This is a genomic window from Streptomyces sp. NPDC126510 (assembly GCF_040302345.1).
Classification (GTDB): Bacteria; Actinomycetota; Actinomycetes; order Streptomycetales; family Streptomycetaceae; genus Streptomyces.
Map to the genome: position 1 here is coordinate 107,968 of NZ_JBEORR010000019.1, position 25,162 is coordinate 133,129.

The window sequence follows — 25,162 nt, forward strand, 5'->3', positions numbered from 1 at the left end:
TCTCGGAGGTTGCATGCCTGGACTCTCTCGTAATGATGATTCGGGCTGAATCATTGCAGGTCACAGCAGAGAAGGACAACGGTCCAAGGCCTACGTGAACCCTCTCGATGCGAACCACGGGCGGGGTGGTCGCTGAGGTTTCCTGGCCTGGCTAAGCAGTTACTTACGGCCTCCGCCAGCCGCCAGGAGTTGGGGCGGTTGCTGTACCTCGCTGCTGTACCGCACAGAGCGCTGCAGGGGGCAGACTCCGAGAAGCTTCTTGCCCCCGTTACTCGGTGGTTCCTCCTAGTAGTTCAGACCCCGATCACCACTGGGAGCACGTTCGGCCGGCCGTAGGTGAGGATGCGCGTGAGTGCCTCCCTCATGTGAGCTACGTCCGCGGCCGGTGCGTGGAGAACCGCCTCGACTACCGGATCATCCAGGAACAAGGCTTCGAGGGACTCGGGGTCGAACGTGACCCGCAGTATGTCTTCTTCCAGCTCCACCGTGCGCACACACCCGTACGCGGTGCCATGGTCGGGGGTGACAACGCAGTATGAGTCGCAGCCGTTGCGGATGTTCTGCGCATCGGGTTCCTCGAAGCTGCACTGGAACTCAAGCGCGAAGCTCTCCCTGCCTTCCGACTAGGAAACTCCGGCAGTCAGGGCATAGATGTCTGGCCCCGGCTCGTGCCACCCATAGGCGATATTCGCTGTGAATCTGTAGGTCACACGCGTGTTCTACCAGGGCCTGCGACGGCCGATGACGTGAGGTCGGCGGAGCGGCTTTGGGCTGGAGCTGCTTTGGGGCGAGTGATCATGGCCCTGTACGCTTCCGGCGAGTCGGGCAGTCTGTGCACCTGCCAGTTGACCGGCAAACCCTGACGGCCTACGACCGGAAAGACCCTGGAGAACCAGACCACCGCGCTGGTCTCCGCCCTGCCCGAGCACCGCACATCGCGTCGGCCACCCGGCAACAGTTCCACCCTCAGCAACTCCTCATCGCCTCAACCAAGACAACGACGTCAGATCGCTGATGAGACGTCTGACCGACCGCGCCTACGGGTGCGTGTCCGTGACCGTGATGACCTCGTCGAGGCGGTCCAGGGCGGCCTGTAGGTCGTCGATCTTGGCCTGGATGCGCTCGCGCTCGGCTCGCAGCATGGCTCGTTGCTCGGCGTCGGTGTGCCCGGAGTCCCAGCATGGAAGGAGTTCGGTGATCCTTCGGCTGGTCAGGCCGGCGGCGTACATCTGCTGGAAGAAGCGGACCAGGGCGATGGCGTCCTGCCGGTACAGGCGCTGGCCGGACGGGCTGCGCTCCGCGATGAGCAGCCCTTGCTGCTCGTAGTAGCGCACGGCGCGCACCGAGACGCCGGCACCCCGTGCCACCTCACCGATGCGGATCAACCGCTCGGCCGCGGCCACTGTGACAGTCATGGTGATTCCCCTCACCTCTGGCCCTGACGACCAGCACTTGCCTCTGACGCTAGCGTCAGGTTTTAGCGTCCCGGACATGGATATCAACAACGCCGTCGCCCTTGTCACCGGAGCCAACCGCGGCCTGGGCCGCGCCTTCGCCCAGCGCCTGCTCGAACGGGGCGCCCGCACGGTCTACGCTACGGCCCGCCGACCGGAGACCGTGGACCTGCCCGGGGTCGAGGTGCTGCCCCTCGACATCGCCGATCCCGCATCTGTGAGGGCCGCCGCCGAGACCGCCCCGGACGTCTCGCTACTCATCAACAACGCGGGAATCAGCACGGGGACCGACCTGGTGACGGGTTCGCTGGACGCGGTGCGGCACGAGCTGGAGACCAACATGTTCGGCCACCTGGGAATGATCCGGGAGTTCGCGCCGGCGCTCGCCAGGAACGGCGGGGGCGCGATCGTCAACGTCCTCTCCGCCATGTCGTGGTTCGGGGGCAAGGGCGCCAACGCCTACCACCTGACCAAGGCCGCCGCGTGGGCCATGACCAACGGCGTCCGCCTGGAGCTCGCCGAGCAGGGCACGCTCGTCACAGCGGTACACCTCGGCCTGGCCGACACCGACATGGCCGCGGCCTGGCCGGTGGACAAGATCGCTCCGTCGGACCTGGCCGACGCGGCCCTCGACGGTGTCGAGGCGGGCTCCGCCGAGGTCCTCGCCGACCAGTGGAGTCGGGACGTCAAGTCCCGTCTGCCGCTTGCGCCGGAAGAGTTCAACGCCGCAATGGACCGCGCCCTGGCGGCGCTGATGGCGGCCTGAGGGCCCCTCGGGCCGCACGGACTTCGGTCGGCTGCTTCCCCATCGGCCTCTCGAGCTCCTCTACTTGAGGTCGAACTCGTGGTGTCGGGTCGCTGATCGGCGGGTCCGATGGTCAGGCCGGTCTCGGCGGGGCAGCCGTCTATGAGGTGACTGCGGCACTGGATGAGGCGTAAGCCGCGTCGGATGCGCTGGTCGAGGTGTTCGGGGGGTCATGAAGGCGACGTTGGAGAGCCAGCTGCGTCGCAGGGGAGACCAGATGCCTTCGACGGGGTTGAGGTCGGGTGCATGGGGCGGCAATCCAGTTCGGCAATGGATATCCGTCTGCGGGAACGGCCGCGGACCCGCACCGCCGGTGTATGTCCGCGATGTGACCCGGTCTTCGCCTGCGGCGGCGCTGGTCAGGAGCCGTTTCACCCCGCAGGGCATCCTCGAACCCTCGCACGGGCTCAGGACGTGCCGGCGCCGGAAGGCGAGCTACAGCACCCGCAGCGCCTGGTCGACGTCGCGCTCGCGCCTGGCCAGCGCATGCAACACGGCTTGGTCCCCGTGCCGGTCGCGGGCGGCCGCGACGAGCACGTCAACCGCGATGGCTACCGCGGCATCGGGCGCCCGGCAGTCACTGCCCACGCTGAGTGCGAGGTCCTCGATGTGCACCGCCAACTCGACGCAACGAGTCTGCAGGTAGCCGTCGAGCAGCATCTCCTCCCCCGGCCGGTGCAGGACCTCCACCCGTCGATCGACCGGCTCGGCGCTCAGCCGTCGCGTCAGCCGCTCCCACGCCGCCCGTGCCTGGTCGGCCACGGTCTCCGGACCAGCGGCGGCTGTTTCCTCGCTGCGGGTACGCACTCCGACGTTCAGCGCCGATTCCGGGGTCGATGTGCCGACGAGTCGCGCGTAATACCGCACCGGCGACACCGGTTCCGCGCCGACCACCTGACCGTCGAGGAACCACTCAACCTGCAGGACACTTCGAGCAAGGTGGCCGGCCAGCCCGCCCACTGACATCCCGAGGAGCGCGGACTCGGATGTCCAAGAGCTGGCCACCTTCTCGCCCGCCAGCAGGCCCACGGCCTTCTCGGCCGCCTGCAGGTACACATTCCGTATCCCGTCAGTCATGCAGGCATCGTCCCAGGGAGCAAGATCACGACGGCGGGTGCGTCCACTTGGTGGACCGACGGTCACGGAGCTACGGAGCAGGCGGTGCTCGTGAACCATCCAAGGACGGACGACCGGGGACTCCGTCATGCCGCCCGCGACGCGACAGTACGGTTCCCCCATGACGGCGACGGAGAAGGCCCGGAGCGCGCACGAACGGCTTACCGCGATGCGCGATGTGTACGACCTCCTGGAGGAGGTACGACTGCGCCCGGGCATGTGGGTGCGTGACAGGTCGTTGCAGCATCTGGATTCCATGCTGGCCGGGTACCGGGTGGCCCTTGCCGTGCACGGCGCCGAGGAGCCGTTCGACTTCTGGAGCCCGGGAGGTCAGAGTCCGTTCGACCTGTGGCTGGAGCGGCGCATGGGCGGGCAGACCTCTCTGGGCTGGTCGACCGTGATCGAGCGATACGCCGAAGCCACCGGCCGGCCTGCGCTGGAGCTGTTCTTCGAGCTGCTCGACGAGTTCCGTGACGAGTTTCTCGACGAGTCCCGTGGTGGACTCCCCGGCGAACAGGGTCAGTCGCAGCCCTAGACCGGATCGGGGGCCCACCCCCGAGCGATCCGGGACGAAGACGAAGGGGTCGGCGGGAAGCGGTGCCGAGGTTCTGCCACTTTCCGCAACCCCCGGGCACGCGCGATCATGGTCCCCGAGCGCCGACCCGGATCCAAACCCGAACCGGATCGGACCGGACCGGACCGGACCGGACCGTCCCAAACCGGACCTGACCGGACCCTGCACCGTGAAAGGGGCAAGCCGTGCGGCTGCGATGCGCTGTGCTGGACGACTTTCAGAAGGTGGCGACCGAGGTCGCCGACTGGGCGGGGGTCGCGGACGACGTGGAGGTCGTGACCTTCGATCGGCACATCGAAGGCGAGGACGACCTGGCCGCGGCGCTGGCCGGCTTCGACATCGTCGTGACCCTGCGCGAACGCGTGCCGTTCCCCGGGTCGCTGATCGCCCGGCTGCCCCGGCTAAAACTGATCGTCGCCTCCGGCATGCGGAACTCCGTCATCGACTACGCGGCCGCCGACGCCCACGGCGTCACGGTGTGCGGCACGGCCAGTTCCTCCACCCCTCCGGTCGAGCTGACCTGGGCGCTGCTGCTCGGCCTCGCACGCGGGCTCGTCGAGGAGAGCAACGCCCTGCGCTCCGGCGGCCCCTGGCAGAGCACCGTCGGTGCCGATCTGCACGGCCGGCGTCTCGGACTGCTCGGCCTGGGGAAGATCGGCAGCCGGGTCGCCCAGGTCGGGCTCGCCTTCGGCATGCGGGTCGGGGCCTGGAGCCAGAACCTCACCCGGGAGCGCGCCGACGAGGTCGGCGTGGAACTCGCCCCCTCCAAGGAAGAACTGCTGGCGGACAGCGACTTCGTGTCGGTCCACCTCGCCCTCGGCGACCGCACCAGGGGACTGCTCGGCCGGTCCGAACTCGCCCTCCTCAAGCCGTCCGCCTACCTGATCAACACCTCGCGCGCGGCGATCGTCGACCAGGACGCCCTCCTCGACGCCCTACACACGGGCCGTATCGCCGGCGCCGGCGTGGACGTCTTCGACGTCGAGCCCCTTCCCGCGAACCACCCGATGCGCACGGCGCCCCGCCTCCTCGCCACGCCGCACCTCGGCTACGTCTCCCGGGCCAACTACGCGACGTACTACGGGCAGGCGGTCGAGAACATCCGCGCGTTCCTCGCGGGCGCGCCCGTCCGACGGCTGCCCTGAAGACGTCCGTCGGGCGCCGCATGCGAGTGGCAGCGGCCCTCGGCACACGCAAATGGCCGGGACCCGGTACCGGGTCCCGGCCATCTCTGACCGACGGGTGGACTTACCAACAGGCGCCGGCGTGGACAAGGGCGCCTCGGCTGTCTCGGACGTCAGGAGTCCTTGCCACCGATGACGACATTGCTGCTGCAGCCCTCGCTTGAACAGCTCTGCGCCTGGCTCGTGACGACGTGGACGTTTCCGTTTCTGTCGCGGTATACGGCCTCGTGCACGCAGCGGACATTCCCCTTGCCGTCATCGACGCACTTGCCAGAGCCACTGGACCCGCCCGAGCCGTCGAGGGCGAAGGCCTGGCCGGCCCCGGCTCCGAGGAGAGCCACGCTCCACAGAACCCCCGCTACGACTGCGATCCTCTTTGCATTCGGCATGTCCATACTCCTTTACGGCGATTCCCCGAGTGGACGACGGGGACCTTCGAGAACTTGCATCGGCAAAAGCCGGGGGCGGGCCCCGGGGCCCGAAACGTCGTTCGAGTCTCGAGGCCCGCCCGGGTCACCTGTTCAGTGACCGCCGCCGAGAGCAAAGGCGTTGGTGCAGGACACCGACTTGCTCTGGTCAACAGGCTGGTTCGCCAGGATGTCCAGGACCTGGACATTGATGCGGCCGATGTTGAGGACGCCCGACTGGCTCTCGTTGCCGCACGTGTTGGACTGCTTGGTGTCCACCTCGAGCGACCCGTCGCCGGCCTGGCTGACGCCGGCGCCGAGGAAGGTGACGGTGCCGAGCGCGGCCATGACGACCGCGGCCTTCTGGAACTTGCGCATTACCTCTCCGTTTCTTACGTCGCACACGGTCCGTGATGGACCGCCTACCGACAGTGTTAAACCTAGGAGACGTTCGCGGCTTTTGACAGGCGAAACGCCGAGTCGCGCCATTTTCTTGAAATGCCCGTGAGGGACCCACGGCGACGCCGACGACCGGCGGGCCCGCACAACAGCGAGCGGGCCCCGCGTCCGGACACATGGTCCGGGCGCGGGGCCCGCTCAGGTCACCTGGTCAGCGACGGTTCACTTGCCGACGCCGACGGCGTTACCGCAGGTCACCGAGGTGTTCTGCTCGACCGGCTGGTTCGCCAGGATGTCCAGGATCTGGACGTTGGCGCGACCGATGTTCAGAACGCCCGACTGCGACTCGTTGCCACAGACGTTGCTCTGGACGGTGTCGATGTCCACGTTCGGCTTGTCGCCACCGTAGGCCTGGCTGACGCCAGCACCGAGGAAGCTGACGCTGCCGAGCATGGCCGCGACGACCGCGGCCTTCTGGAACTTGCGCATTACTTCTCCGTTTCTCGGGTCAACACGATCCGTTACGGATCGGTCACTTACAGTCGCTGACAGTAGACGATTTTTTCTGCCTCTTCACAGACAAAACGCGCACAAGCGCAACTTTCATGAAAAAACCATCGTTTCGGCAGCCGTGACCGGCCCCCGGCCGTCGCGTTGAACGGGCAGTGCGGTCGCGCGCCGCTGCCGCACTCATTCGGAATCACTAAGGAGAACGTGATGTCTCACATCGCGAAGGTTGGCGCTGTCGCACTGGGCACGGGCGCCATGGTGCTCAGCGGGGCCGGTCTGGCCGCCGCGGACGCCGGCGCCAAGGCTGCGGCGATCGGCTCGCCGGGCTTCCTGTCCGGCAATGTGGTCCAGGTCCCGCTCCACGTGCCCATCAATGTGTGCGGCAACACCGTCACTCTGATCGGCGCGCTCAACGAGGCCTCCGGCGTCTGCAAGAACGGCGACGACGAGAAGGACAAGAAGAAGGCCGGCAAGAAGGCCGACAAGAAGGCCGGTCACCACCACGGCCACTGATCCTGCCGTTCCCCCCAGAGCCCCGGCGCGCCCAGCGCCGGGGCTCTTGCCGTGAAGCTTCGCACTCACGCGTACCGGTAGATGTGGCTGACATCCTCCAGCTCGTCCGGTGTCACGTCCCACGGCGGCAGTGTCTGGTGTCTCGCCACGATCCGGGCGTACTGCTCGTCGTCTTGTCCCGGCGGCGTGGCGGGAAGATAGCGCGCCCTGCGGTGACGCAGTTGCCAGCGGTGCCACTGGAGGTCCACGAAGGCGTGGTGCAGCCAGAAGACGGGGTCGTTGACGGAGGCCCCGCCGAGTATCGTCCCGCCCACCCAGCGGTGCACCCGGTTGTGGTTGTGCCAGGAGGTGGCGCCTCGGCCGCCACCCCAGCCTTCCAGTTTGTTGCGGAAACCTCGGGGGACCGTCGAGTTCCAGGGCGCCATGTCGTACACCGGATCCTTCAGTGCCCACTCCAGCTCGCTCTTGGTGGGCAGGTCGATCCGGGCGCGGCGGCGGCCGAGGTCACGGGTGAGGAACTTCAGGTCGGTCACGCCCGTCGTGATGGGCCAGTCGCCCTCTCGGTGAGCGAACGGACCGGTCGTCACCTGGTGGTCGGACCGGCGCCCGTTGCCGCCGAGGAGGTCCGCCGTCCATGGCGCGGACGTGGTCGTGCGGTCACGCGTCCAGTCCCAGTAGGGCACCGTCACCGAGGAGTCCACCCGGCGCAGCGCGTGCTCCAGTTCGAGCAGGAACCGGCGGTGCCAGGGCAGGAACGAGGGCGCCATGTGCGCGGCGCGCAGCCCATGCTCACCGTCCGCGGAGAAGTACTCGATGTGCATCCGCACGAACTCCTCGTACTCACCCCGCCGTTTGACCTCCAGCAGCGCCCTGACGAAGCGGCGCCGCTCGGTCTTGGTGAGCATGCCGGCGTCCTTACGTACGTACGCCATGTCGGCCTCCCGTGTGCAGATGTCCCGTGCCTCCGGGGCTCCGGGCCGGCTCGCGCAGTCGTTGACCGGGGCCGAGCTGGTCGACGGCCGCGCGGGCGGCCTCGAGCGGTGACCGGTAGGAGCAGTAATGGTCGACCATGCTCAGCCAGGTACCGTCGGCCCGGCGCATCAGGTGCAGTGGTCGGCCGTCCACCATGACCAGCCACCGGCCGCCCTCAGCCGTACCACGCTCGGAGATCCGCACACCTCGGATGCGGCGGCCGCCGTAGGTCTCGTCGAAGCGGGTGTCGGGCATCGCGTTCCCGGACTCCGGGCCGGGGCGTCGAGGTCGGGAAGCGGTGGCGAACCGGACCATGACCGCGGCGAGTGCGCCCGCGGCCAGACCTCGCACCGCGTCTCGCCGTGCGGTTCGTTCCCTTCCGGGCTGCGGCGGGCGCGGTGCCGCACCCGCGGCGCCGGCCGGTACCGCGCCGATGTCGACGACCATGATTCGCTCCACGTCCCTTCGGTTGTCCCATAGCCGTAACCGAGGAACACCGAGGGGCGGTCACCATGGCGCGGCCATTGCAGTGACACGGGAGCCAGCGGTAGGCGACCGTTGTGTCCGTCAGGACGATGCACCAGGAGTCTCGCAGCGGTCCGGTCGCTGCACCGGGTGGGACAAACACGGAGACGGCCCCCAGCACCACTGAGGACCGCCTCCTGACTGGTGGGTCTCGGCCCTACAGCCACAGGTTGCCGTGCGCCGGCTTGGCCTCATTCAGCGCAGCCGCAGCCTCCTTGGCCGTGGGGAGCAGCGCGTTCGAACCTTCAGCGGTCACGTCGAGCGGAACCCGGGTGGTCGCGTCGCCGCTGATGCTGGTGGCTGCCAGGTCCCGGGCGCGGTGGCCCTCCGGCGCTGCGGGCGCCTGCTCCGGGGCGGGGCTAGGGGCCGGGGCCTGCTGCGGGGCCTGGGCCTGGTAGGGAGCAGCCTGCTGCGGGGCCGGCGCCTGGTAGGGAGCAGCCTGCTGAGGAGCCGGCGCCTGGTAGGGAGCAGCCTGCTGCGGGGCCGGCGCCTGGTAGGGAGCAGCCTGCTGAGGAGCCGGCGCCTGGTAGGGAGCAGCCTGCTGAGGAGCCGGCGCCTGGTAGGGAGCAGCCTGCTGAGGAGCCGACGCGTAGTACGGAGCACTCTGAGCAGCCGGCGCCTGGTCGGGGGCGCTGTAGCCGGTCGGCGCCTGCTGCGGAGCGTTGTAGGCGATCGCGGGGGTGGCGGATCCAGCGGCGATCAGTGACCCGGCAAAGACGGCGGCAGCCTTCAGAGACTTCATCGTGTTCCTTTCTTCGGCAACGCACGTCGCCGGAGGGGATTCTGTCGCCGTGCCTAACGAGCCCTGGTCTGGGCGGAAACCGAGATCCCGAAGATTGCCGATACCTCATACGAGACCTATTAAAAGACCGGAACCGGGGCCGGGAAGAAACCGAAGGAAACACGAAGTGGGGCGGGAAGAGCGACAGTCGTGGCGCCGCTCCCTGAGGTCGGCACCACGACTGACGGGCTCTGGGTCAAGAAGTCGGCGACACGACCGGCGTCAGCAGTTGGATCTCCGAGAGCTCGGGGAGCGTGACAGCCGTCTCGGCGGGTTCCGGTGTCGGCAACGGGCCGGCCGGCTCGGCGGACGACTCCTCGGACGGTGCCGACGCATCGGATTCGTCCGGGAGCGAGAGGCCACCTCCGTCCAGCGCGGCCAGGAGGTCGTCCACTCCGGTCAGCAAACCGTCGACCGAGGGAAGGACGCCGTCGACACGCGAGGTGATCGCCTCCAGGAGGCCGTCGACCGCTCCGACCACGAGGTCCAGCAGGTCGGTCACGGGGTCGGCGGCGCGCGGCACCGGCACCCCGGGTACCGCGACGGGCAGGGCGGGAGCGGGTAGCCGCACCACCGTCGACATGAGCGGGGTTCGCGTCCGCTTGGCGGCCGCCTCGGTCAGGGCGGCCTTCGCGGCGGCTCCGAGCTTCCTGGCCTCCGCCGGAGGCAGTGTGCCGTTGCTGTTCCGGAGCACAGTCGTCAGCAGGTCGGCGACGGGGGTGAGCTCGCCCCAGTGCAGTTTCTCGATCTGCGCGAGCCGCGCCTCCACGCCGGGAAGCCGGGCCTCGGGCGCCACATGGCCGTGCCCGCGGGACGATTCGGCCGCCATGGCGACGGGGCCGGTGATCCCGACCAGAAGGGCGGCGCAGAGCGCACCGGACGCGATGCGCCGCACGGGCAGAGCACACATGGGAATTCCTTTCGACGGCGTTGGATCTTGAGCCCACCGTGAAAGCACCCACGCCTTCCCGCAACCGCTCATACGCTTTTCGGGATTCCGCAATTCCCCCTTTCGCCGCGTCAGGGCTGATCAGACGGTTCGTAAGGGCGCACCGCTCCGTGCCCTGACGGAGCAATGCGGCGGCCCGCGCGGAGCGGAGGGCGGCTACCGAGGGGCAGGCCGACGGCCGGAAGCAGCAGAGACTCGCGCTTTCACGATTCCGACACACTTGTCAGATTTCATCGGATTTCATCGACTATGTCCGGTTAATGACTAGAGTTGCGAACCGCCCGACGCACTCTCAGCGCGGACACATCGCCTTCGTGGCGCTCTGCCACGGCCCCCCGTTCGAAAGGGCAACGACCGGTCATGCGTCATTCCTTGGGCCCGCTGTTCCGCCGCGCGACCGTGGGCGTCCTCGCTCTTGCCGCCGTGTGGGCGGCCGGCAGTTCACCCTCCGCCGCACCGGCTGCCGCGCCGTCGCCGGAAGCCGAGCGTCTCAGCTTCAGCGAGCGGTACCGCGCGCTCCAGCACGGCGGCATCGTACGCGCTGCCAACGCATCGATCACCTGCCGCACGGCCCAGAGCTCTTCGTGTCCCGATGTCCAGGCGGGCGGCCCCGGTGTGAACGGCGACTTCGACATGTTCTACGTCGACGTCGACCGCGACGCCAACACGTACAACTCCTCCCGCGGGGAGGTCCGTCTGCCCAGCGGCTCCCGGGTGACGTACGCGCGCCTCTACTGGGGTGGCAACCTGCGCGTGGGCGAACAGAAGCCGCCACAGGACAACGGGCGCGTGCTGATCGCCGAACCCGGCGGCGAGTACAAGGAGTTGCTCGCGGACACGACGGTCGGACACCGCGTCATGGACGGCATGGACGCCTTCCAGGCCTCGGCCGACGTGACACGGCTGGTGCGGGAGGGCGGAGCGGGTCTGTACACCGTGGCGCAGATCAACATCGCCATGGGCAGATCCACGGCCGGGGCCTGGGGCGGCTGGACGCTCGTGGTGGCCTACGAGAACCCGGCGGAGCCGCTGCGGCACCTCGCGGTCTGGGACGGCTTCACCCCCCTGGGGGGTCAGGAGATCGGCCTGGGCGGCCTCGACTTCGCCGCGGGCGCGTGGGGCCGTGCGGGCCTGGTGGCGTACAACGGCGACCGCGGCACCGGCGGAGACTCGTTCACCGTGACGACCGGCCAGTCCGGGACCGCCCTCAGCAACTCCGCCAACCCCCGCGACGACGTCCTGAACTCCACCATCAGCGAGCCCGGGGCGGATGCGTCCCGTGTGCCCGCCCACACCAACACCCTCGGTTACGACTCCGACGTGTTCGATCTCGGAAGCGCCCTGCAGAACGGCGGGGACCAGATGACCTTCCGGATCCAGTCTCAGCAGGACGCGGCGTGGGCCGGCGTGCTCTTCGCCGCCGTCGACGCACGGCGGTGAGTACGTCGCCGCCCGCCCCGAACGCCTTCGCGAGCGAGGAATCCGCGCACATGCACGTGTCATCGACCGCACCTCATCCCAGAGTCCTGCACCTCACCCAGCCGGTGGACGGCGGTGTCGCCCGCGTGGTCACGGACCTGGTCCAGGCGCAGCTGTCGGACGGCCTGGACGTCACCGTGGCCTGCCCCGACAGCGCGCTCACCACGAAACTGCGGACGCTCGGCGCGCGCGTACGGCACTGGCACGCCACGCGGTCTCCCGGTACGTCGCTCATCCGGGAGGTACGGCACCTGGCACGGGTCATCGACGAGGTGCGTCCGGATCTGATCCACGCGCACAGCGCGAAGGCCGGACTCGCCGGACGGCTCGCGGTACGCGGGCGGATCCCGACGGTCTTCCAGCCGCACGCCTGGTCGTTCGAGGCGGTCGGCGGGGGCACCGCGACCCTGGCGCTCATGTGGGAACGCTGGGGAGCGCGGTGGGCCTCCCGCGTGGTGTGTGTGAGCGAGGCGGAACGCGCGACGGGCATGGGCGCCAGGATCACCGGCCGCTGGACCGTCGTCCCCAACGGCATCGACCCGGAGCGCTTTCGTCCGGCCGCCGCCGGCGCCGTACGGGCCGGACTCGCCCCGCTCGCCGACATCCACCCCACGGCGCCGCTCGCGGTGTGCGTGGGGCGGCTGTGCCGGCAGAAGGGGCAGGACGTCCTGCTGCAGGCATGGGAAACCGTCGAACAGCAGGTGCCCGACGCCCGTCTCGTCCTGGTCGGCGACGGGCCGGACCACGACCGGCTCCGCGAGAACGCCCCGCGATCCGTGGTGTTCGCGGGGGCCGTCGCCGACGCCTCCCCCTGGTACCAGGCCGCCGATCTCGTCGTCCTGCCGTCCCGCTGGGAGGGCATGGCCCTTGCCCCGCTGGAAGCGATGGCCTGCGGGCGGCCGGTCGTGGTCACGGACGTCGACGGCGCCCGGGAGAGTCTGCCTTCCTCCACCTCCGCCCGGTGCCTGGTTCCGCCGGAGGATCCGGCGGCGCTGGCCGAAGCCGTCACCGCGCTGCTGGCAGACCCGCTGCTGCGCGCATCGCTCGGCGACCAGGGCCGCCGGCACGTGCTGTCCGCGCACGACGTGCGGCTCACCGCCGAAGCGGTCTCGGACGTCTATCGCGACCTGCTCGGCCCATGGACCGCCACCACCCCCAGCGCTGAGCACGGTCAGCCGCTCGACACCGGACGTGGCGCCGAGGCGAACCGGCCAGTACAGCGCGTCGAGCCCACCGAGTACAGGGAGTCCATCCACTCGTGACCGCCGAACGTACCGTGCCCTCCCCCGGCGTATCGCCGCGGGAGCACGGGTCCTCACCAGTCTCGGTCATGCCCCCGCGCGGCACGACCACCGGTTTCCGGTCGTCCGCCCCGCGGCCCCCGGCCCGGCCTGCCTCACCCGTCCCGCTGCTCGTGGCCGACGGCTTCGCCGCCCTCGCTGGCACACTGGCGCTCACCGGGGCTCAGCGCCACCCGCTCCTCGTCACCCTGCTGATCGTCGCCTCGCTGCTGCTGCGCCGCGGCGGACGGCCGCCGGGGCCAGGGTTGCTGGACGAACTGCCCGCCCTGTGCGGACGCATCGCGGTGGCGTGGCTGGCCCTCGCGGCGCTCGTGGCGGCGTACCGGCCGGAGCACGCGTTGTCCCTGCGGACCGTGCTGACGGGCCTCGCCCTGCACACGGCGGCCGGCTGCGCGCTGCGCGGAACCGTGCACGCGCGGCGGCGTGCCGCCCTGCTGCGCCACCCGCACACGGCACTCGTCCTCGGCCCGGTCACGACCGCGCAGCGGGTGGCCGCCGCCGTACTGCGTCATCCACGCTGCGGTGTGCGGCCGGTGGGCATCGTCGCCGAGCAGCCGGAGGGCACCGAGACACTGCCGGTGCTGACGACCCCCGAGGAGGTCGAGCGGGCGGTCATCCAGAACGGGGTGCGGGCGGTGCTGGCCGTGCACCCCTCCGTACGCGCCGAACAGGAGCCGCTGCTGCGGGCGCTGGCCGATTCGGGCTGCGTGGTCTGGGAGGTCGACGCCGACACCCCGTCGTACGCGGCGCGGGAGCGGCTGGCCGGGTTTGCCTGCCGACGGCTGGACATGTCCCCGGCCCGGCGGGACAGCGCGGCCAAGCGGGCGCTCGACATCCTTGTGTCGGGGACGCTGTTGTTGCTCATCAGCCCGCTGCTGCTGACCTTCGCCGCGGTGCTGCGGATCAGCGACGGGCCGGGCGTGGTGTTCCGGCAGGAGCGCATCGGCAGGGGCGGTGAGCCGTTCACCCTGCTGAAGTTCCGTACGCACCGCCCGGTCGACGAGCACGAGTCGGCGACCCGGTGGAGCGTGGCGAACGAGAACGAGATGCGCTGGTTCTGCCGGATGCTGCGGCGCACCTCGCTCGATGAACTGCTCCAGTTGTGGAACGTGCTCCGGGGCGACATGAGCCTGGTCGGCCCCCGCCCCGAACGCCCCTACTTCGTCGCCCAGTTCGGCCAGACCTATCCCGGCTACTCGGTCCGCCACCGCATGCGGACCGGCATCACCGGCCTCGCCCAGATCCACGGCCTGCGCGGCGACACCTCGATCGAGGACCGCAGCCGTTTCGACAACGCCTACATCGACGACTGGTCCCTGTGGCAGGACGTCTGCATTCTGCTGCGCACCGCCGCCACGGTGGTACGTCCCACGGGGAGCTGAGACAGGTGAGCCTCGCGCTGACAGCGCTCCCCCGCCGCGACACCGCGCTGACACCGGCCCTGCTCGTAGTGGCCGTACCGGCCTTGCTGGCCCTGCCCCTGACGTCGGACGGAGCGGGGCCCGCCGACGTGTTCTCCGGGCTGGTGGTGGTCTACTGCGTGATCCGCCTCCTGCTCGAACGGCGGCGCCCGCTGTCGCCCGCCGCCGTGGTGATTCTGGGCCTGCCGGTCGTGGGGCTCGCGCTCTCCACCATGGGGGCGTTCTCTCCCCAGGCCGGGCTCACCGGCCTCGGCCGCTATCTGCAGACCTTCGTCCTCGTTCCGGCGGCCGTACTGCTGCTGCTGCGCGACCGGACCGGCTTCCGGCTGGTGGCCTGGGCCTGCGTGGGGCTCGGTCTGTGCCAGGGGGCCATCGGCGTCCACCAGTTCGTCACCCGGACCGGTGCCTCCTACCAGGGCGCCGACATCCGGGCGGTGGGCACCTTCGGGTCGCACGACGTGATGGGCATGGCGACGGCGGTCTCGCTCGGCCTGGTGTGCGCGGTCGGTATCGCGCTGGGCCGGGTGCCCGTACGGCAACGGGCGGCCGCCGCCGCGTGCGCAGCGGTGCTGCTGCTGCCGCTCGCGCTCTCCTTCAGCCGGGGGGCCTGGATCGCGACGTTCCTGACGTGCGCCGTGCAGCTGGTCCTGACCGGATGGCGGCGTGCTCTCAAGGTGGCCGCGGCCGCGGTCGCCGTGGGTGTGATCCTGGTGGGCGGCTTCGGTGTGGGCTCGGTTCTCCTGCAACAGCGCATCGGCAGCATCGCCCAGGTCGCCGACGCCCCCGACCAGTCCGTGGTCGACCGGTACACCCTGTGGGCGTCCGCCACGGAGATGTGGCGGCAGCACCCGCTGACCGGGGTCGGGCTGAAGGGTTTCCCCGAGTACCGGGACGGACACGCCACGCTCGCGCTGTCGTCGGGCAGCGAGACAGAAGGCGCGGGAGCGGCGTACCAGCGGCAGCCGCTGCTGTCCCCGCACAACATGTACCTGCTGGTGCTGAGCGAGCAGGGCCTGATCGGGCTGCTCGCGCTCGCCGGAAGCTGGCTGGCGCTGCTGGTGTGCGGGGTGCGGCGGCTCGTGCGCGTCCGCGACCGCGGCCCGGGAGCCGACTGCGGGCTCGTCGCCTGCGGGCTGCTGATCTGGCTGCTGACCGATTTCATGTACGGCGACATCGGCGGCCCCTCGACCGTGCTGATCGCCGTGGCGATGGGGCTCGGGGCCTGGTGGGCGCTGACCGGCGACGTGCGCGCGGAGGCGCCCCGCAGCGGGGTGCGCGAGCCCGCCGAGGAGGCCCTGGTCCGATGACGGTGGTGCCTTCGCATTCCCCCGGATCCGACACGGACGATGCGGTGACCGTGCCCTCGGCGCGGGCCGCCACCGAGACCGGCGACGGTACCGACCAGGCCTCGGCGCCGTCGTCGGTCTCCGGGAGCTTCCTTGCCAGGGCCGCGCTCGTCACGGCGTCGCTGTCCATCGCCGGTTCACTGCTCGGCCTGGTGCGTGACCAGTCGCTGGCGCGGCTGTTCGGCGCCGGGAGCGACACCGACGCCTTCCTGGTGGCGTGGACGGTCCCGGAGTTCGCCGCCACGCTGCTCATCGAGGACGGGCTGGCGATCGCGCTGATCCCGGCGTTCAGCATGGCGCTGGCCCGCCGCGCCCGGGGTGCGCCGGGCGACCCGGTCCGCGCCCTGGTCGGCGCCACCCTGCCCCGGCTCTGTCTCGCCCTCGCCGCGGTGGCCGCCCTGATCGCCGGCACGGCTCCCCTCCTGGTGCGGGCTCTCGCTCCCGGTCTGCCCGACCCCCGGCTCGCCGCCGACTGCACCCGGATCACGGCCACCTGCGTGCTGGCCTTCGGGCTCGCCGGGTACTGCAGTGCCGCCCTGCGGGCCCACCGCTGTTTCCTCGCGCCCGCGGCGATCTACGTCGTCTACAACACCGGCATCATCGCCGCGATGTTCCTGCTCGGCGAGGGCTGGGGCGTGCGCTCCGCCGCGGTCGGGGTCGCGGTGGGCGGCTGTCTGATGGTGGCGGTGCAACTGCCGTCGCTGTGGCGGCGGCTGTCGTCGCCCACGCCACCCCTCTCCAAGGCCGGTGCGGTGGTCGAGGAGCGGCCGATGCAACTCGCCCTGATCGCCGCTGTGCTCCTGTTCGCCCTGTGCCGCCAGTCGCAGGTCCTCGCGGAGCGCTTCCTCGCGTCCGGCCTGCCCTCCGGTGCCATCTCGCATCTGAACTACGCGCAGAAGGTCGCCCAGATCCCGATGACGCTGTCGCTGATGGTGTGCACCGTCACCTTCCCGGTGGTGGCGCGGGCTCTCGCGGACGGGGACACCGCGCGGGCCCGCAGCCGCGTGGAGCGGGACTTGGCGCTCGCCTCGTGGCTGGTGCTGCTGGGCATGTGCGCGGTGATCGCCTGCGCCCCCCAGATGATCGAACTGCTCTTCCAGCGGGGAGCGTTCACCCCGGGTGACACCGAGGCGACAGCGGACGTCATGCGCGTGTACGCCCTCGGGCTGCTGGGCCAGACCCTGGTGGGCGCCCTCGTGCGGTCCTACTTCTCAGCGGGCCGGGCCAGCTGGTACCCGCTCGGCGCGATGGCGGCGGGCATCGCCGTGACGTCCTGGATCGGCGCCGGCTCCGTGCACTCCTGGGGAGTGGCGGGGATCGCCGCCGCCAACGCCCTCGGCATCACCGTCACGGCGACCCTGCTGCTCGTCGGGCTGCGAACGGGCCGGCCGAACAGCTCTCACGGCGTCTCGGTCCGTGTCCGGCCGGTCCTGGCCGAGCTGAGCAGGCTGGTGTCCGCCGCGGCCGTCGCCACGGCCGCGGGGGCGTTCGCCGCGAGCCGGCCGTCGTCCCCGGCGGCGGGCCTCACGGCCGGCCTCCTGACCGTGACCTTCGTCTTCGTCCCGCTCAGCTGGGCCTTCGGGGCCCAGAGTTCCGCGTCCGCTCTGCGCTCCCTACGCGCCGTCACACGAAGGCTCACACATGGCCGTTTCCGTTGACTCCCCCGGCACCGACAGACCCCGGGCCCCGCGCAAGGGCCCGGCCCCCTGGGTGGCGATGTACCACTCGGTGGGCGACTGCTCGGACGACCCGTACCGCATCACGGTCACGCCCGCACGGCTCGAGGCGCAGCTGGCCTGGCTGCGCCGGCGCGGGCTGCGGGGCGTGTCCGTGACCGAGCTGCTCGCCGCCCGCGCCCGGGGCGAGGGGCACGACATGGTCGGGCTGACCTTCGACGACGGGTACGCCGACTTCGTCACCGACGCCCTGCCGCTGCTGCACCGCTGGGACTGCGGCGCGACCCTCTTCGTGCTGCCCGGACGGCTCGGTGGCGACAACGCCTGGGATCCGCTCGGCCCGCGCAAGCCGCTGCTGACCGGGGACGGCATCCGGCGCGCGGCCGCCGAAGGCGTGGAGATCGGCTCGCACGGGCTGACGCACGTCGACCTCACCAAGGCGGACGACCGCACGCTCGAGGCGGAGGTCGCCGAGAGCCGCGCACAGCTCGAGGAGCTGACCGGCACCCCGGTCGAGGGTTTCTGCTATCCGTACGGCACGATCGACGCCCGCGCCGTGGCGGCCGTACGGGAGGCGGGGTACACCTACGCCTGCGCCATCGACCCGGGCCCGCTGACCGGTCCGCACGCCCTGCCGCGCGTGTACGTCGGCCAGGACGACACGGCGTGGCGCCTGCACCTCAAGCACTGGCTGCACCGGCTGCGCCGGCGCCCGGTGGAGGGCCTGTGAGATGAGGGCTCTGCACATCATCACCGGCCTCGGTGTCGGCGGGGCCGAGCAGCAGCTGCGCCTGCTGCTGCGTCATCTGCCCGTCGACTGCGACGTCGTGACGCTCACCAACCCCGGCGCGGTCGCCGAGGGCCTGGCGGCCGACGGAGTCCGCGTCACGCATCTCGGCATGGGCGGCAACCGTGACCTGGCCGCGCTGCCGCGCCTGGTCCGGCTGATCCGCGCCGGCGGCTACGACCTGGTGCACACCCACCTCTACCGGGCCTGCGTCTACGGCCGCTTCGCCGCCCGCGCGGCCGGGGTCCGGGCGGTCGTCGCAACCGAACACTCCCTGGGCGACTCGCAGATGGAGGGCCGCAGCCTGACGGCAGGGGTGCGGGGACTGTACCTCGCCAGTGAGCGGCTCGGTTCGGCGACGGTCGCCGTGTCCCCGACGGTGGCCGAGCGCCTGAAGCGCTGGGGCGTGCCCGCGCCCCGCATCGAGGTCGTCCCGAACGGCATCGACCTCGACCGCTTCCGCTTCGACCCGGAGCGGCGCGCGCACGCCCGCCGGCACTTCGGCCTGCCGGAGGACGCCTGGGTCGTGGGCGGTGTCGGCCGGCTCACCGCGGGGAAGCGGTTCGACGTCCTCGTCCGCGCGCTCGCCCTGCTGCCGGACGAGTGCCGGCTGCTGCTGGTGGGCGGCGGCCCCGAGGAGCCCGCACTGCGTCGCACGGCCCACGAGGCCGGCGTGGCCGAGCGCGTCGTCTTCACCGGCGAACGTCCCTACGTGCGCGGCGACGCGCCGGGACCGGATCTGCCCTCGCTCACCTCGGCGATGGACCTGCTCGCGTCCCCGTCCACGGAGGAGGCCTTCGGTCTGGCGGCCGTGGAGGCTCTGGCGTCCGGACTGCCCGTGCTCTACGCCTCCTGCCCGGCCATCGAGGACGTGCGGCCGTCCGCCGCCGCCGGCGCCCGGTGCGTGCGCGGCGGCCCCGAGGCCTACGCCCGCGCGATGACCGAGGTCCGCGCGGCCGGCGCCGGGCCCCGCAGTGCCTCGGAGGTCGCCCACCACTACAGCATCACCCACTGCGCGGCCCGTCTCACGGACGTGTACGCGACAGCGGTCTCCAGTTCGCCGTCCCTCTCACCTCTGGGAGCCACCTCGTCATGACCGACACTCCGCCCCGTCAGCACCGCCTGTCCCCGGCTCGTCTCAGGGGCCTTCCCCTGTGGTCCGTGCTGGCGGCGGGCACCCTCGTCGGGGGTCTGCTCGGCGGCTCCTACGGCTTGCTCACACCCTCCACGTACACGGCCACGAGTTACGTCATCGCCGTACCCACCGAGAAGTCCACGCCGGACGCCGCCCTCGGATTCGCCCAGGCGTACGGCCGGGTCGCCACGCAGCTCGCGGTGCTCGGGGACGCTCAGGTGTACGCGGGCGTCCCGGTGCGAACCCTGCAGCACAGTGTGCGCACGGCGACGTCGCCGGACGCGCCGATGGTCGCCGTCTCGGCCACTTCCTCGCGCCCCGGCCTCGCCGTCGACATGGCCAACGCGGTCACCCGCTCCCTGACCCGCCACGCGGACGACAGCAGCGACAGCACCCACGTGCGGCTCGTGAAGTTCTCCCGGGCGGTGGAGCCGCGCGAGCCGACGTCCGCGTCGCCGGCGGTGACCGGTCTGGTGGGGGCGAGCGCCGGCGGTCTGCTGGGCGGCCTGGCCCTGCTGGCGCGGCCCAGGAGGAGCGGCCGGGACGGCGAGGTCGCTCCCGCCCCCTCCGTGCCCGGCCCGGCCGCCGCCGCAGATGTGCGCGGACAACGGTGACGACGGCGGGCCCGCTCCGGCACGGCACCGGGGAGCGGCGTCTCACTCGGCCGGCGGATCACCACCAGTCGAAGCGGAGGCAGAGCTTTCCGCCGAGCCACTCCTCGACCCAACTGCCCAGGTCCAGGGGCGTGCAGTCCGCCGGGGGCGGCGTCGTGCCGGGCGGGGTCGGCTTCGGCGTGGGCGTGGGCGTGAGGGGCGGGGCAGCCTGGTCGCCGCGGCCGAACAGGGTGGACCGGTAGAGATGGGACGACTTCGGGTTGGCGCCGCACTGCCACACACCGTGCGGGCAGTAGTCGGTCAGCGTGTTGTAGAGCGGCCTGTACTCGTCCATCCAGGCGAGCATGCGCCGCATGTACTCGGGATTGTCACCGTTGCGGAAGAGCCCCCATTCCGGATAGGAAATGGGTTTGCCGTGAGCCTTCGCGAAATCCACGTGGTGCTGCAGCCCGTAGGGCTCTTTCACCTGTTGATCGAACGACATTCCGTTCGGCTGGTCATAAGAGTCCATGCCGATGACGTCGACCGTGTCGTCCCCCGGGTAGCACTTCGTCCAGGGAACGGCATCCTGGCCACGGCTCGGCGTGAAATCGAACCGAAACTTCTGGCCCGGCACGGAACGCATGGTGGCGACGATTCTGTTCCAGTACTTCTTCCAGGCCTCCGGGTCCGGCCCACAGCGATGGGTGTACGTGGTGCCATTCATTTCCCAGCCGAGCACGATGACCGTGTCCGGCACCTTCAGCGCGACCAACCGCTCGGCGAGGACGCGGAAATGGTGATCGAACTCCCCGGCAGCGCCGCGCCGCAGCAGCTGCCGGACCTCGTTGTCGGAGACGCCCTCCTCGTTGCGCTCCTGCATGGGGACGTTGAGGACCAGCATCCGGTCGGCCTTCTTGTTGCGCCAGTGCGCCCACACGTCAAGGAAGTCGGCGGCACCCTCGATGTCGCGCCAGCGGTGTCCCGGCAGGTAGGTGTGGCCGACGCGGAGCTCCGTGCCCCCCAGCCAGTGGCTGAACAGCGGCATCCGCGCCACGCCCCGGGCATCGGACTTGAGGAAGACGCCGAAGGCGGGAATCCCCTCACCGTCCGCCGCGGTGGGGGCGACCGGGGTGGGCGTCGGGGACTGGGCGATCGCCTGAGGTGCGAGGGCCTGAGGCGTGACGGCCGGAGGCGTGAGGGCCGGAGGTGTGAGGGCCGGAGGTGTGAGGGCCGAGGGCGTGACGGCGGGCGCCACCGGGGTCGGCGCCGGAGCCCGGGGCTCGGCGGCCTGCGCCACCCCCACCTCCGCCACGAGGCCGGACGCCAGGGCGGCCGACGCGGCGACCGCTGCCGCGCCCAAGGCCAGCCGGCGGGCCTTGGCCCGCCTGTGCTGTGGAGCCATGCCTGCTCCTTTCTTCGCTCTCGTCCGGAGTGCTGCCGCAATTGGTGTTATTGACGGGCAGTCATATAAGTGAGTCATAGAAAAGCATGGAGCGCCAGTGCCCTTGCGGCTTTCGAGTGCCGGGATCGCCCGTGCGGGTGAGCCGATCGAAGAGAAAGAGAGAATTCGTGTCGCTGCTCGACATCCGCGTCCCCGCTGTTGTGCTGCGGATCGACCGGAATCCTTTCCACCACGGAACGCTGGGGGCCGTGCGCTCGCTCGGCAGGGCGGGAGTGGAGGTACACGTCGTCGCTGACACCGCGGGAAGTCCCGTCGGAGCGTCACGTTACGTACGGCAAATGCACCCGCCGCCGCCCCCGGGAGCGTCCGCGCAGGACATCCTCGCCGTGCTGCGCCGCGTGGCCGACCGGATCGCGCGACCCGCCGTCCTGGTCCCGATGGACGACGCGAGCGCGATCACCGTAGGGCGTATGCGGGACGAACTCGCGCCCTCCTACCTTCTGCCGGAGATGCCCGGCACCCTGGCCGAGCGCGTCGCCGACAAGGCGGAACTGGCCGCCGTGTGCGCGTCCGCCGATGTCCCCCACCCGCAGACGCTGATCCCGGACAGTGGGGCCGAGGTCGATGAGGCCCTGCGGCAGCTCGGGCTGCCGTTGGTGGCGAAGTGGAGCCGTCCCTGGCTGCTGCCCACCGGCAGCGGGCTGCGCAGCACGGTGCTGGTGCGGTCCGCGCAGCAGGCCCGGGAGCTCTTCCTGCGCACCGAGGAAGCGGGGACCCGGCTGCTGCTCCAGGCGTACCTGTCACCGGGGCCGGACCGGGACTGGTTCTTCCACGGCTACGCCGACCGCTCGGGCGGCGTGCGCGCGGGCGGTCCGGGCCGCAAGCAGCTGGCCTGGCCGCGGGGGGCGGGCCTGACCGCGGTGGGCTGCTGGACTCCCAATCCCCAGGTGCAGGCGCTGGCCGAGCGGCTCACCGGCGAGCTGGGCTACCGGGGCATCTTCGACCTCGACTTCCGCCGCTGCGGCGAGACGGGCCGTTACCACCTGCTCGACTTCAACCCGCGCGCCGGCGCCCAGTTCCGGCTCTTCGCCGACAGCGCGGGCCTGGACGTCGTGCGGGCCCTGCACCTGGATCTGACGGGCCGTTCACTGCCGGCCGGGGCCCCGATGGCCGGGCGGGCGTTCGTGGTGGAGAACTACGCGCCGATGGCGGCGCTGCGTGCGGCGCCGGGCGGGCGCGAACTGGCCTGGTACGCCGCGGACGACCGCTCCCCCGGGCGGGTCATGTGGGCCCAGTGGTGCCGGCACGTGTCGCGCCGGCTGTACGAGCGGCTGAGCACGACGACGGTGCCGACGCCTCGGCGGATCCCCCGGGCGGCCTCGCCCTCCCTGACCGACAACGAGAAAGCGAGCAGTTGATGGTGTACGACCTTCTGGTGGTGGGCGCAGGCCCGTACGGTCTGTCGATCGCGTCCCACGCCGCGGCCGCCGGGCTGAACCTGCGCGTGTTCGGCCGGCCCATGGCGTCCTGGCGGGACAACATGCCCCGCGGCATGTTCCTGAAGTCGGAGCCGTGGGCGTCCAACCTCTCCGACCCGGCCGGGCAGTGGCGTCTGGACGTCTACTGCGCGCAGCACGGCTTGACGGCACGTCATGCGCAGCCGATCCCGGTCGAGGCGTTCGCGGAGTACGGCCTGTGGTTCGCGCGCAATGCCGTACCGGAGGTGGACGAGCGCACGGTGACCCGTGTGGCGGCCGGGCCGGGCGGTTTCACGGCGGTCACCGAGGACGGGGAGGAGGTGCAGGCGCGAACGGTGGCCCTGGCGGTCGGTGTGATGCCTTTCGTCGAGGTACCGCAGGCACTGCGCGGACTGCATCCCGCCCTGGTGACGCACAGCAGCCACCACAGCGACCTCGACCGCTTCCGCGACAAGGACGTCACGGTGATCGGTGGCGGGCAGGCGGCCCTGGAAACGGCGGCACTGCTCGCCGAACAGGGCACGCGAGTCCGTGTGCTGGCGAGGGCGGAACAGCTGCGGTGGAACGACGTGCCCCCGCCCTGGGAGCGCCCCTGGTACCAGTCGGCCCGCTCCCCCCACAGCGGCCTCGGCCCCGGCTGGCGGAACTGGTTCTACTCGGAGCGCCCGAACCTCTTCCGGCGGCTGCCTGAGCCGACCCGGGCACGCATCGCGACCACGGCGCTGGGGCCTGCGGGCGCCTGGTGGGTACGGGACCGGGTGGAGGGCGTGGTGGAGCTGCTGCCGGGCCACGAGGTCACCGCGGCCTGTGCGGTGCCGGGCGGGGTGCGGCTGGACATGGCGAGCCGTACGGGTGCCCCGCGCAGTCTGGAGACCGAACACGTCATCGCCGCCACGGGGTTCCGGGCCCGTTGCGACCGGCTCGGACTGCTCACCCCCGAGCTGCGCGGGACGCTCGCGGCACTGCCGGACGGCTCCCCGGAGGTCGGGCGCAGCTTCGAGTCCTCCTACCCCGGCCTGTTCCTCGCGGGTCTGGTGACGGCTTCGGGCTTCGGCCCTGCCATGCGCTTCGTGCAGGGCGCGTCCTTCACGGCGTCGACACTCGTCCGCGGAGTACGCCGCCGGCTCGGCGCCATGCCGGTGGGCGGCGTCGTCCCCGCTCCCGTGGACGGCAGCCGGAGCGAGTCGCCGGCGCCCGTGCACCGCTGACCGGGGGCCCCGCCCGGTGACCCGTGGGCCGCTGACGGCTGAAGCGTCGTCAGCGGCCCGCCTCCGTACCGGGAAGGCCGGTCGGGCAAACCGGTGTGACACGACGGCCGACACCCCCCGGACCGAGGTCGACGGGGGGTGCGGGTCGTGCGGTCCGGGGCGGCCACAGCCTCGCCCTCGGAGAGATGGCGACGTGGCGTGCGGGTACGGGAGAGGTTTCCGGCACCCGGCCGCCTCGGGAACGGCTAGCGGGACGAGGTGGTGCGGCCGCGGCGGTACATCAGCACTCCGCCCGCGATCAGGACGGCACTGGCGGCCGATGCGGCGGCCAGGGCCTCGCTGCCGGTCTCGGCCAGCTGGGGCAGCGAGCCGGGCTCCTCCTGCTCCTCCGCCTCCTCGGTGATGGACGAGTCCTCGGTGTCCGGGGTCGTGGAACGCGGCTTCTCGCTGTCCGGCGGGACGGAACCGCCCTTGGCCGGGGGCTTCGGCTTCTCCTCCTCCGTCGACGGCTTGTCGTCGTCGCCGTAGCCGCCGCCGTAGGAGCCGTTCTCGCAGTCGTTCTCGAGCGCGTCGTTGAACAGCGCGCCCCCGTTGACGCTGTTGCCGCAGGCGTTCACGGGCGCCTCGACCGGCACCTGCACGTTGTTCCCGGAACCCACGCCGGGAGAACCCTTGACGACCGCCGACGCGTCCGCGCCCTCCTCGTGGCCCGACGACTTGTGCGAGATGTTCCTGCAGGAGTTGCCGAACGCGGTGTTGAGCGCCGCGAGCACGTTGACGGTGTTGCCGCACAGGTTGACCGGCACCTCGACCGGCACCTGCACGCTGTTCCCGGACAGCACACCAGGAGAATCCTTCGCCACTCCCGACGCGTCGGAGTCGGCGAGGGCGGGGCTGCCGTACAGGGACAGAATCCCCGTGGCGGCGGCCGCCGCGAACGCTCCCTTGCTCAGGGTCTGTCGCATTGCAGTTGTCCTCCTGCTTGAAGAATCGGGGCGGCCGGCCTCGGTGCGGGGGTCCACATCCAGGGCCGACGGTGCGGCGGCATGAACAGGTCGCAGCGCTGAACAGGAATCAGGCGTGTCGAATGCTGCCTCGCGGCTCAAGGGCTGCGGAGACGGCGTTACGCGCCGTTGCCCTGCGC

25 protein-coding genes and 2 pseudogenes are annotated in these 25,162 nt (G+C 71.1%); 14 read left to right on the forward strand and 13 right to left on the reverse strand.

The window, feature by feature from the left end; all coding sequences use genetic code 11:
* Window positions 1–293: 293 nt before the first annotated feature.
* Both ABTX60_RS25900 and ABTX60_RS25905 read right to left on the reverse strand, forming a co-directional pair.
* Window positions 294–608 (reverse strand): annotated as a pseudogene (locus tag ABTX60_RS25900) (Imm10 family immunity protein); the annotation flags it as partial.
* A gap of 429 nt (window positions 609–1,037) precedes the next feature.
* Complete coding sequence (locus tag ABTX60_RS25905; protein WP_352099393.1) at window positions 1,038–1,415, reverse strand: MerR family transcriptional regulator; 378 nt, start codon at window positions 1,413–1,415, stop codon at window positions 1,038–1,040.
* Between the two features lie 76 nt (window positions 1,416–1,491).
* Here ABTX60_RS25905 and ABTX60_RS25910 point away from each other — a divergent pair, with 76 nt between their 5' ends.
* Complete coding sequence (locus ABTX60_RS25910; protein WP_352099394.1) at window positions 1,492–2,220, forward strand: SDR family oxidoreductase; 729 nt, start codon at window positions 1,492–1,494, stop codon at window positions 2,218–2,220.
* A gap of 101 nt (window positions 2,221–2,321) precedes the next feature.
* Here the strand turns inward: ABTX60_RS25910 and ABTX60_RS25915 are convergent.
* Window positions 2,322–2,517: pseudogene (locus ABTX60_RS25915) on the reverse strand (IS630 family transposase); the annotation flags it as partial.
* A 177-nt stretch (window positions 2,518–2,694) separates the two neighbouring features.
* Entirely contained in the window at window positions 2,695–3,336 is a 642-nt protein-coding gene (locus ABTX60_RS25920) for a maleylpyruvate isomerase N-terminal domain-containing protein (protein WP_352099395.1), read from the reverse strand.
* Window positions 3,337–3,496: 160 nt separating this feature from the next.
* On the opposite strand from ABTX60_RS25920, the gene ABTX60_RS25925 reads away from it, so the two are divergent.
* Both ABTX60_RS25925 and ABTX60_RS25930 read left to right on the forward strand, forming a co-directional pair.
* Window positions 3,497–3,910 carry a hypothetical protein gene (locus ABTX60_RS25925; RefSeq protein WP_352099396.1) on the forward strand — a complete coding sequence of 138 codons (414 nt, stop codon included), beginning with the start codon at window positions 3,497–3,499 and terminating at the stop codon, window positions 3,908–3,910.
* A 224-nt stretch (window positions 3,911–4,134) separates the two neighbouring features.
* The gene (locus tag ABTX60_RS25930; protein WP_352099397.1) at window positions 4,135–5,094 is read left to right on the forward strand and encodes a D-2-hydroxyacid dehydrogenase family protein; all 960 of its coding nucleotides are present in this window, start codon (window positions 4,135–4,137) and stop codon (window positions 5,092–5,094) included.
* Window positions 5,095–5,246: 152 nt separating this feature from the next.
* On the opposite strand, the gene ABTX60_RS25935 is transcribed toward ABTX60_RS25930, so the two are convergent.
* The 3 genes from ABTX60_RS25935 to ABTX60_RS25945 form a co-directional block, all read right to left on the reverse strand.
* Window positions 5,247–5,522: a hypothetical protein gene (locus ABTX60_RS25935; protein WP_351636740.1), complete on the reverse strand. Its 276-nt coding sequence runs from the start codon at window positions 5,520–5,522 to the stop codon at window positions 5,247–5,249.
* A 132-nt stretch (window positions 5,523–5,654) separates the two neighbouring features.
* Window positions 5,655–5,918 carry a hypothetical protein gene (locus ABTX60_RS25940; protein ID WP_351636738.1) on the reverse strand — a complete coding sequence of 88 codons (264 nt, stop codon included), beginning with the start codon at window positions 5,916–5,918 and terminating at the stop codon, window positions 5,655–5,657.
* 243 nt (window positions 5,919–6,161) lie between these two features.
* The gene (locus ABTX60_RS25945) at window positions 6,162–6,428 is read right to left on the reverse strand and encodes a hypothetical protein (protein WP_352099398.1); all 267 of its coding nucleotides are present in this window, start codon (window positions 6,426–6,428) and stop codon (window positions 6,162–6,164) included.
* Window positions 6,429–6,656: 228 nt separating this feature from the next.
* Between ABTX60_RS25945 and ABTX60_RS25950 the strand changes: the two genes are divergently transcribed.
* Complete coding sequence (locus ABTX60_RS25950) at window positions 6,657–6,962, forward strand: chaplin (protein ID WP_352099399.1); 306 nt, start codon at window positions 6,657–6,659, stop codon at window positions 6,960–6,962.
* Window positions 6,963–7,027: 65 nt separating this feature from the next.
* Here the strand turns inward: ABTX60_RS25950 and ABTX60_RS25955 are convergent, their stop codons facing one another.
* The 4 genes from ABTX60_RS25955 to ABTX60_RS25970 form a co-directional block, all read right to left on the reverse strand.
* Window positions 7,028–7,894 (reverse strand): tyrosinase family protein, encoded by an 867-nt coding sequence (locus tag ABTX60_RS25955; protein ID WP_352099400.1) that lies wholly within the window; start codon window positions 7,892–7,894, stop codon window positions 7,028–7,030.
* Window positions 7,878–8,381, reverse strand: a complete 504-nt coding sequence (locus tag ABTX60_RS25960; protein WP_352099453.1) for a tyrosinase cofactor — start codon at window positions 8,379–8,381, stop codon at window positions 7,878–7,880. Before ABTX60_RS25960 ends, ABTX60_RS25955 begins: the two co-directional genes overlap by 17 nt.
* A gap of 235 nt (window positions 8,382–8,616) precedes the next feature.
* Window positions 8,617–9,201: a hypothetical protein gene (locus ABTX60_RS25965; protein ID WP_352099456.1), complete on the reverse strand. Its 585-nt coding sequence runs from the start codon at window positions 9,199–9,201 to the stop codon at window positions 8,617–8,619.
* Window positions 9,202–9,436: 235 nt separating this feature from the next.
* Entirely contained in the window at window positions 9,437–10,150 is a 714-nt protein-coding gene (locus ABTX60_RS25970; RefSeq protein WP_352099401.1) for a hypothetical protein, read from the reverse strand.
* A 399-nt stretch (window positions 10,151–10,549) separates the two neighbouring features.
* On the opposite strand from ABTX60_RS25970, the gene ABTX60_RS25975 reads away from it, so the two are divergent.
* From ABTX60_RS25975 to ABTX60_RS26010, 8 genes are read left to right on the forward strand one after another with little or no spacing between them, the layout of a single operon-like run.
* Window positions 10,550–11,629: a DUF3344 domain-containing protein gene (locus ABTX60_RS25975; protein ID WP_352099402.1), complete on the forward strand. Its 1,080-nt coding sequence runs from the start codon at window positions 10,550–10,552 to the stop codon at window positions 11,627–11,629.
* A gap of 50 nt (window positions 11,630–11,679) precedes the next feature.
* Window positions 11,680–12,930, forward strand: a complete 1,251-nt coding sequence (locus ABTX60_RS25980; RefSeq protein WP_352099403.1) for a glycosyltransferase family 4 protein — start codon at window positions 11,680–11,682, stop codon at window positions 12,928–12,930.
* Window positions 12,927–14,351: an exopolysaccharide biosynthesis polyprenyl glycosylphosphotransferase gene (locus tag ABTX60_RS25985; RefSeq protein WP_352099404.1), complete on the forward strand. Its 1,425-nt coding sequence runs from the start codon at window positions 12,927–12,929 to the stop codon at window positions 14,349–14,351. Before ABTX60_RS25980 ends, ABTX60_RS25985 begins: the two co-directional genes overlap by 4 nt.
* A gap of 5 nt (window positions 14,352–14,356) precedes the next feature.
* A complete protein-coding gene (locus ABTX60_RS25990) occupies window positions 14,357–15,697 on the forward strand; it encodes an O-antigen ligase family protein (protein WP_352099405.1) in 1,341 nt (446 codons plus the stop codon).
* Window positions 15,694–17,394, forward strand: a complete 1,701-nt coding sequence (locus ABTX60_RS25995; RefSeq protein WP_352099406.1) for a lipid II flippase MurJ — start codon at window positions 15,694–15,696, stop codon at window positions 17,392–17,394. The genes ABTX60_RS25990 and ABTX60_RS25995 overlap by 4 nt, the downstream gene beginning before the upstream one ends.
* Window positions 17,378–18,142, forward strand: coding sequence for a polysaccharide deacetylase family protein (locus ABTX60_RS26000; protein WP_352099407.1), 765 nt, complete (start codon window positions 17,378–17,380; stop codon window positions 18,140–18,142). Before ABTX60_RS25995 ends, ABTX60_RS26000 begins: the two co-directional genes overlap by 17 nt.
* A gap of 1 nt (window position 18,143) precedes the next feature.
* Window positions 18,144–19,295: a glycosyltransferase gene (locus ABTX60_RS26005; RefSeq protein WP_352099408.1), complete on the forward strand. Its 1,152-nt coding sequence runs from the start codon at window positions 18,144–18,146 to the stop codon at window positions 19,293–19,295.
* Window positions 19,292–19,948, forward strand: a complete 657-nt coding sequence (locus ABTX60_RS26010; protein ID WP_352099409.1) for a YveK family protein — start codon at window positions 19,292–19,294, stop codon at window positions 19,946–19,948. The genes ABTX60_RS26005 and ABTX60_RS26010 overlap by 4 nt, the downstream gene beginning before the upstream one ends.
* 58 nt (window positions 19,949–20,006) lie before the next feature.
* On the opposite strand, the gene ABTX60_RS26015 is transcribed toward ABTX60_RS26010, so the two are convergent.
* The gene (locus tag ABTX60_RS26015; protein ID WP_352099410.1) at window positions 20,007–21,332 is read right to left on the reverse strand and encodes a glycoside hydrolase family 26 protein; all 1,326 of its coding nucleotides are present in this window, start codon (window positions 21,330–21,332) and stop codon (window positions 20,007–20,009) included.
* Window positions 21,333–21,499: 167 nt separating this feature from the next.
* On the opposite strand from ABTX60_RS26015, the gene ABTX60_RS26020 reads away from it, so the two are divergent.
* Both ABTX60_RS26020 and ABTX60_RS26025 read left to right on the forward strand, forming a co-directional pair.
* Window positions 21,500–22,750 (forward strand): carboxylate--amine ligase, encoded by a 1,251-nt coding sequence (locus ABTX60_RS26020; RefSeq protein ID WP_352099411.1) that lies wholly within the window; start codon window positions 21,500–21,502, stop codon window positions 22,748–22,750.
* The gene (locus ABTX60_RS26025; RefSeq protein WP_352099412.1) at window positions 22,750–24,018 is read left to right on the forward strand and encodes an NAD(P)-binding domain-containing protein; all 1,269 of its coding nucleotides are present in this window, start codon (window positions 22,750–22,752) and stop codon (window positions 24,016–24,018) included. The genes ABTX60_RS26020 and ABTX60_RS26025 overlap by 1 nt, the downstream gene beginning before the upstream one ends.
* A gap of 245 nt (window positions 24,019–24,263) precedes the next feature.
* On the opposite strand, the gene ABTX60_RS26030 is transcribed toward ABTX60_RS26025, so the two are convergent.
* Entirely contained in the window at window positions 24,264–24,983 is a 720-nt protein-coding gene (locus ABTX60_RS26030; RefSeq protein WP_352099413.1) for a chaplin, read from the reverse strand.
* Window positions 24,984–25,162: the final 179 nt, after the last annotated feature.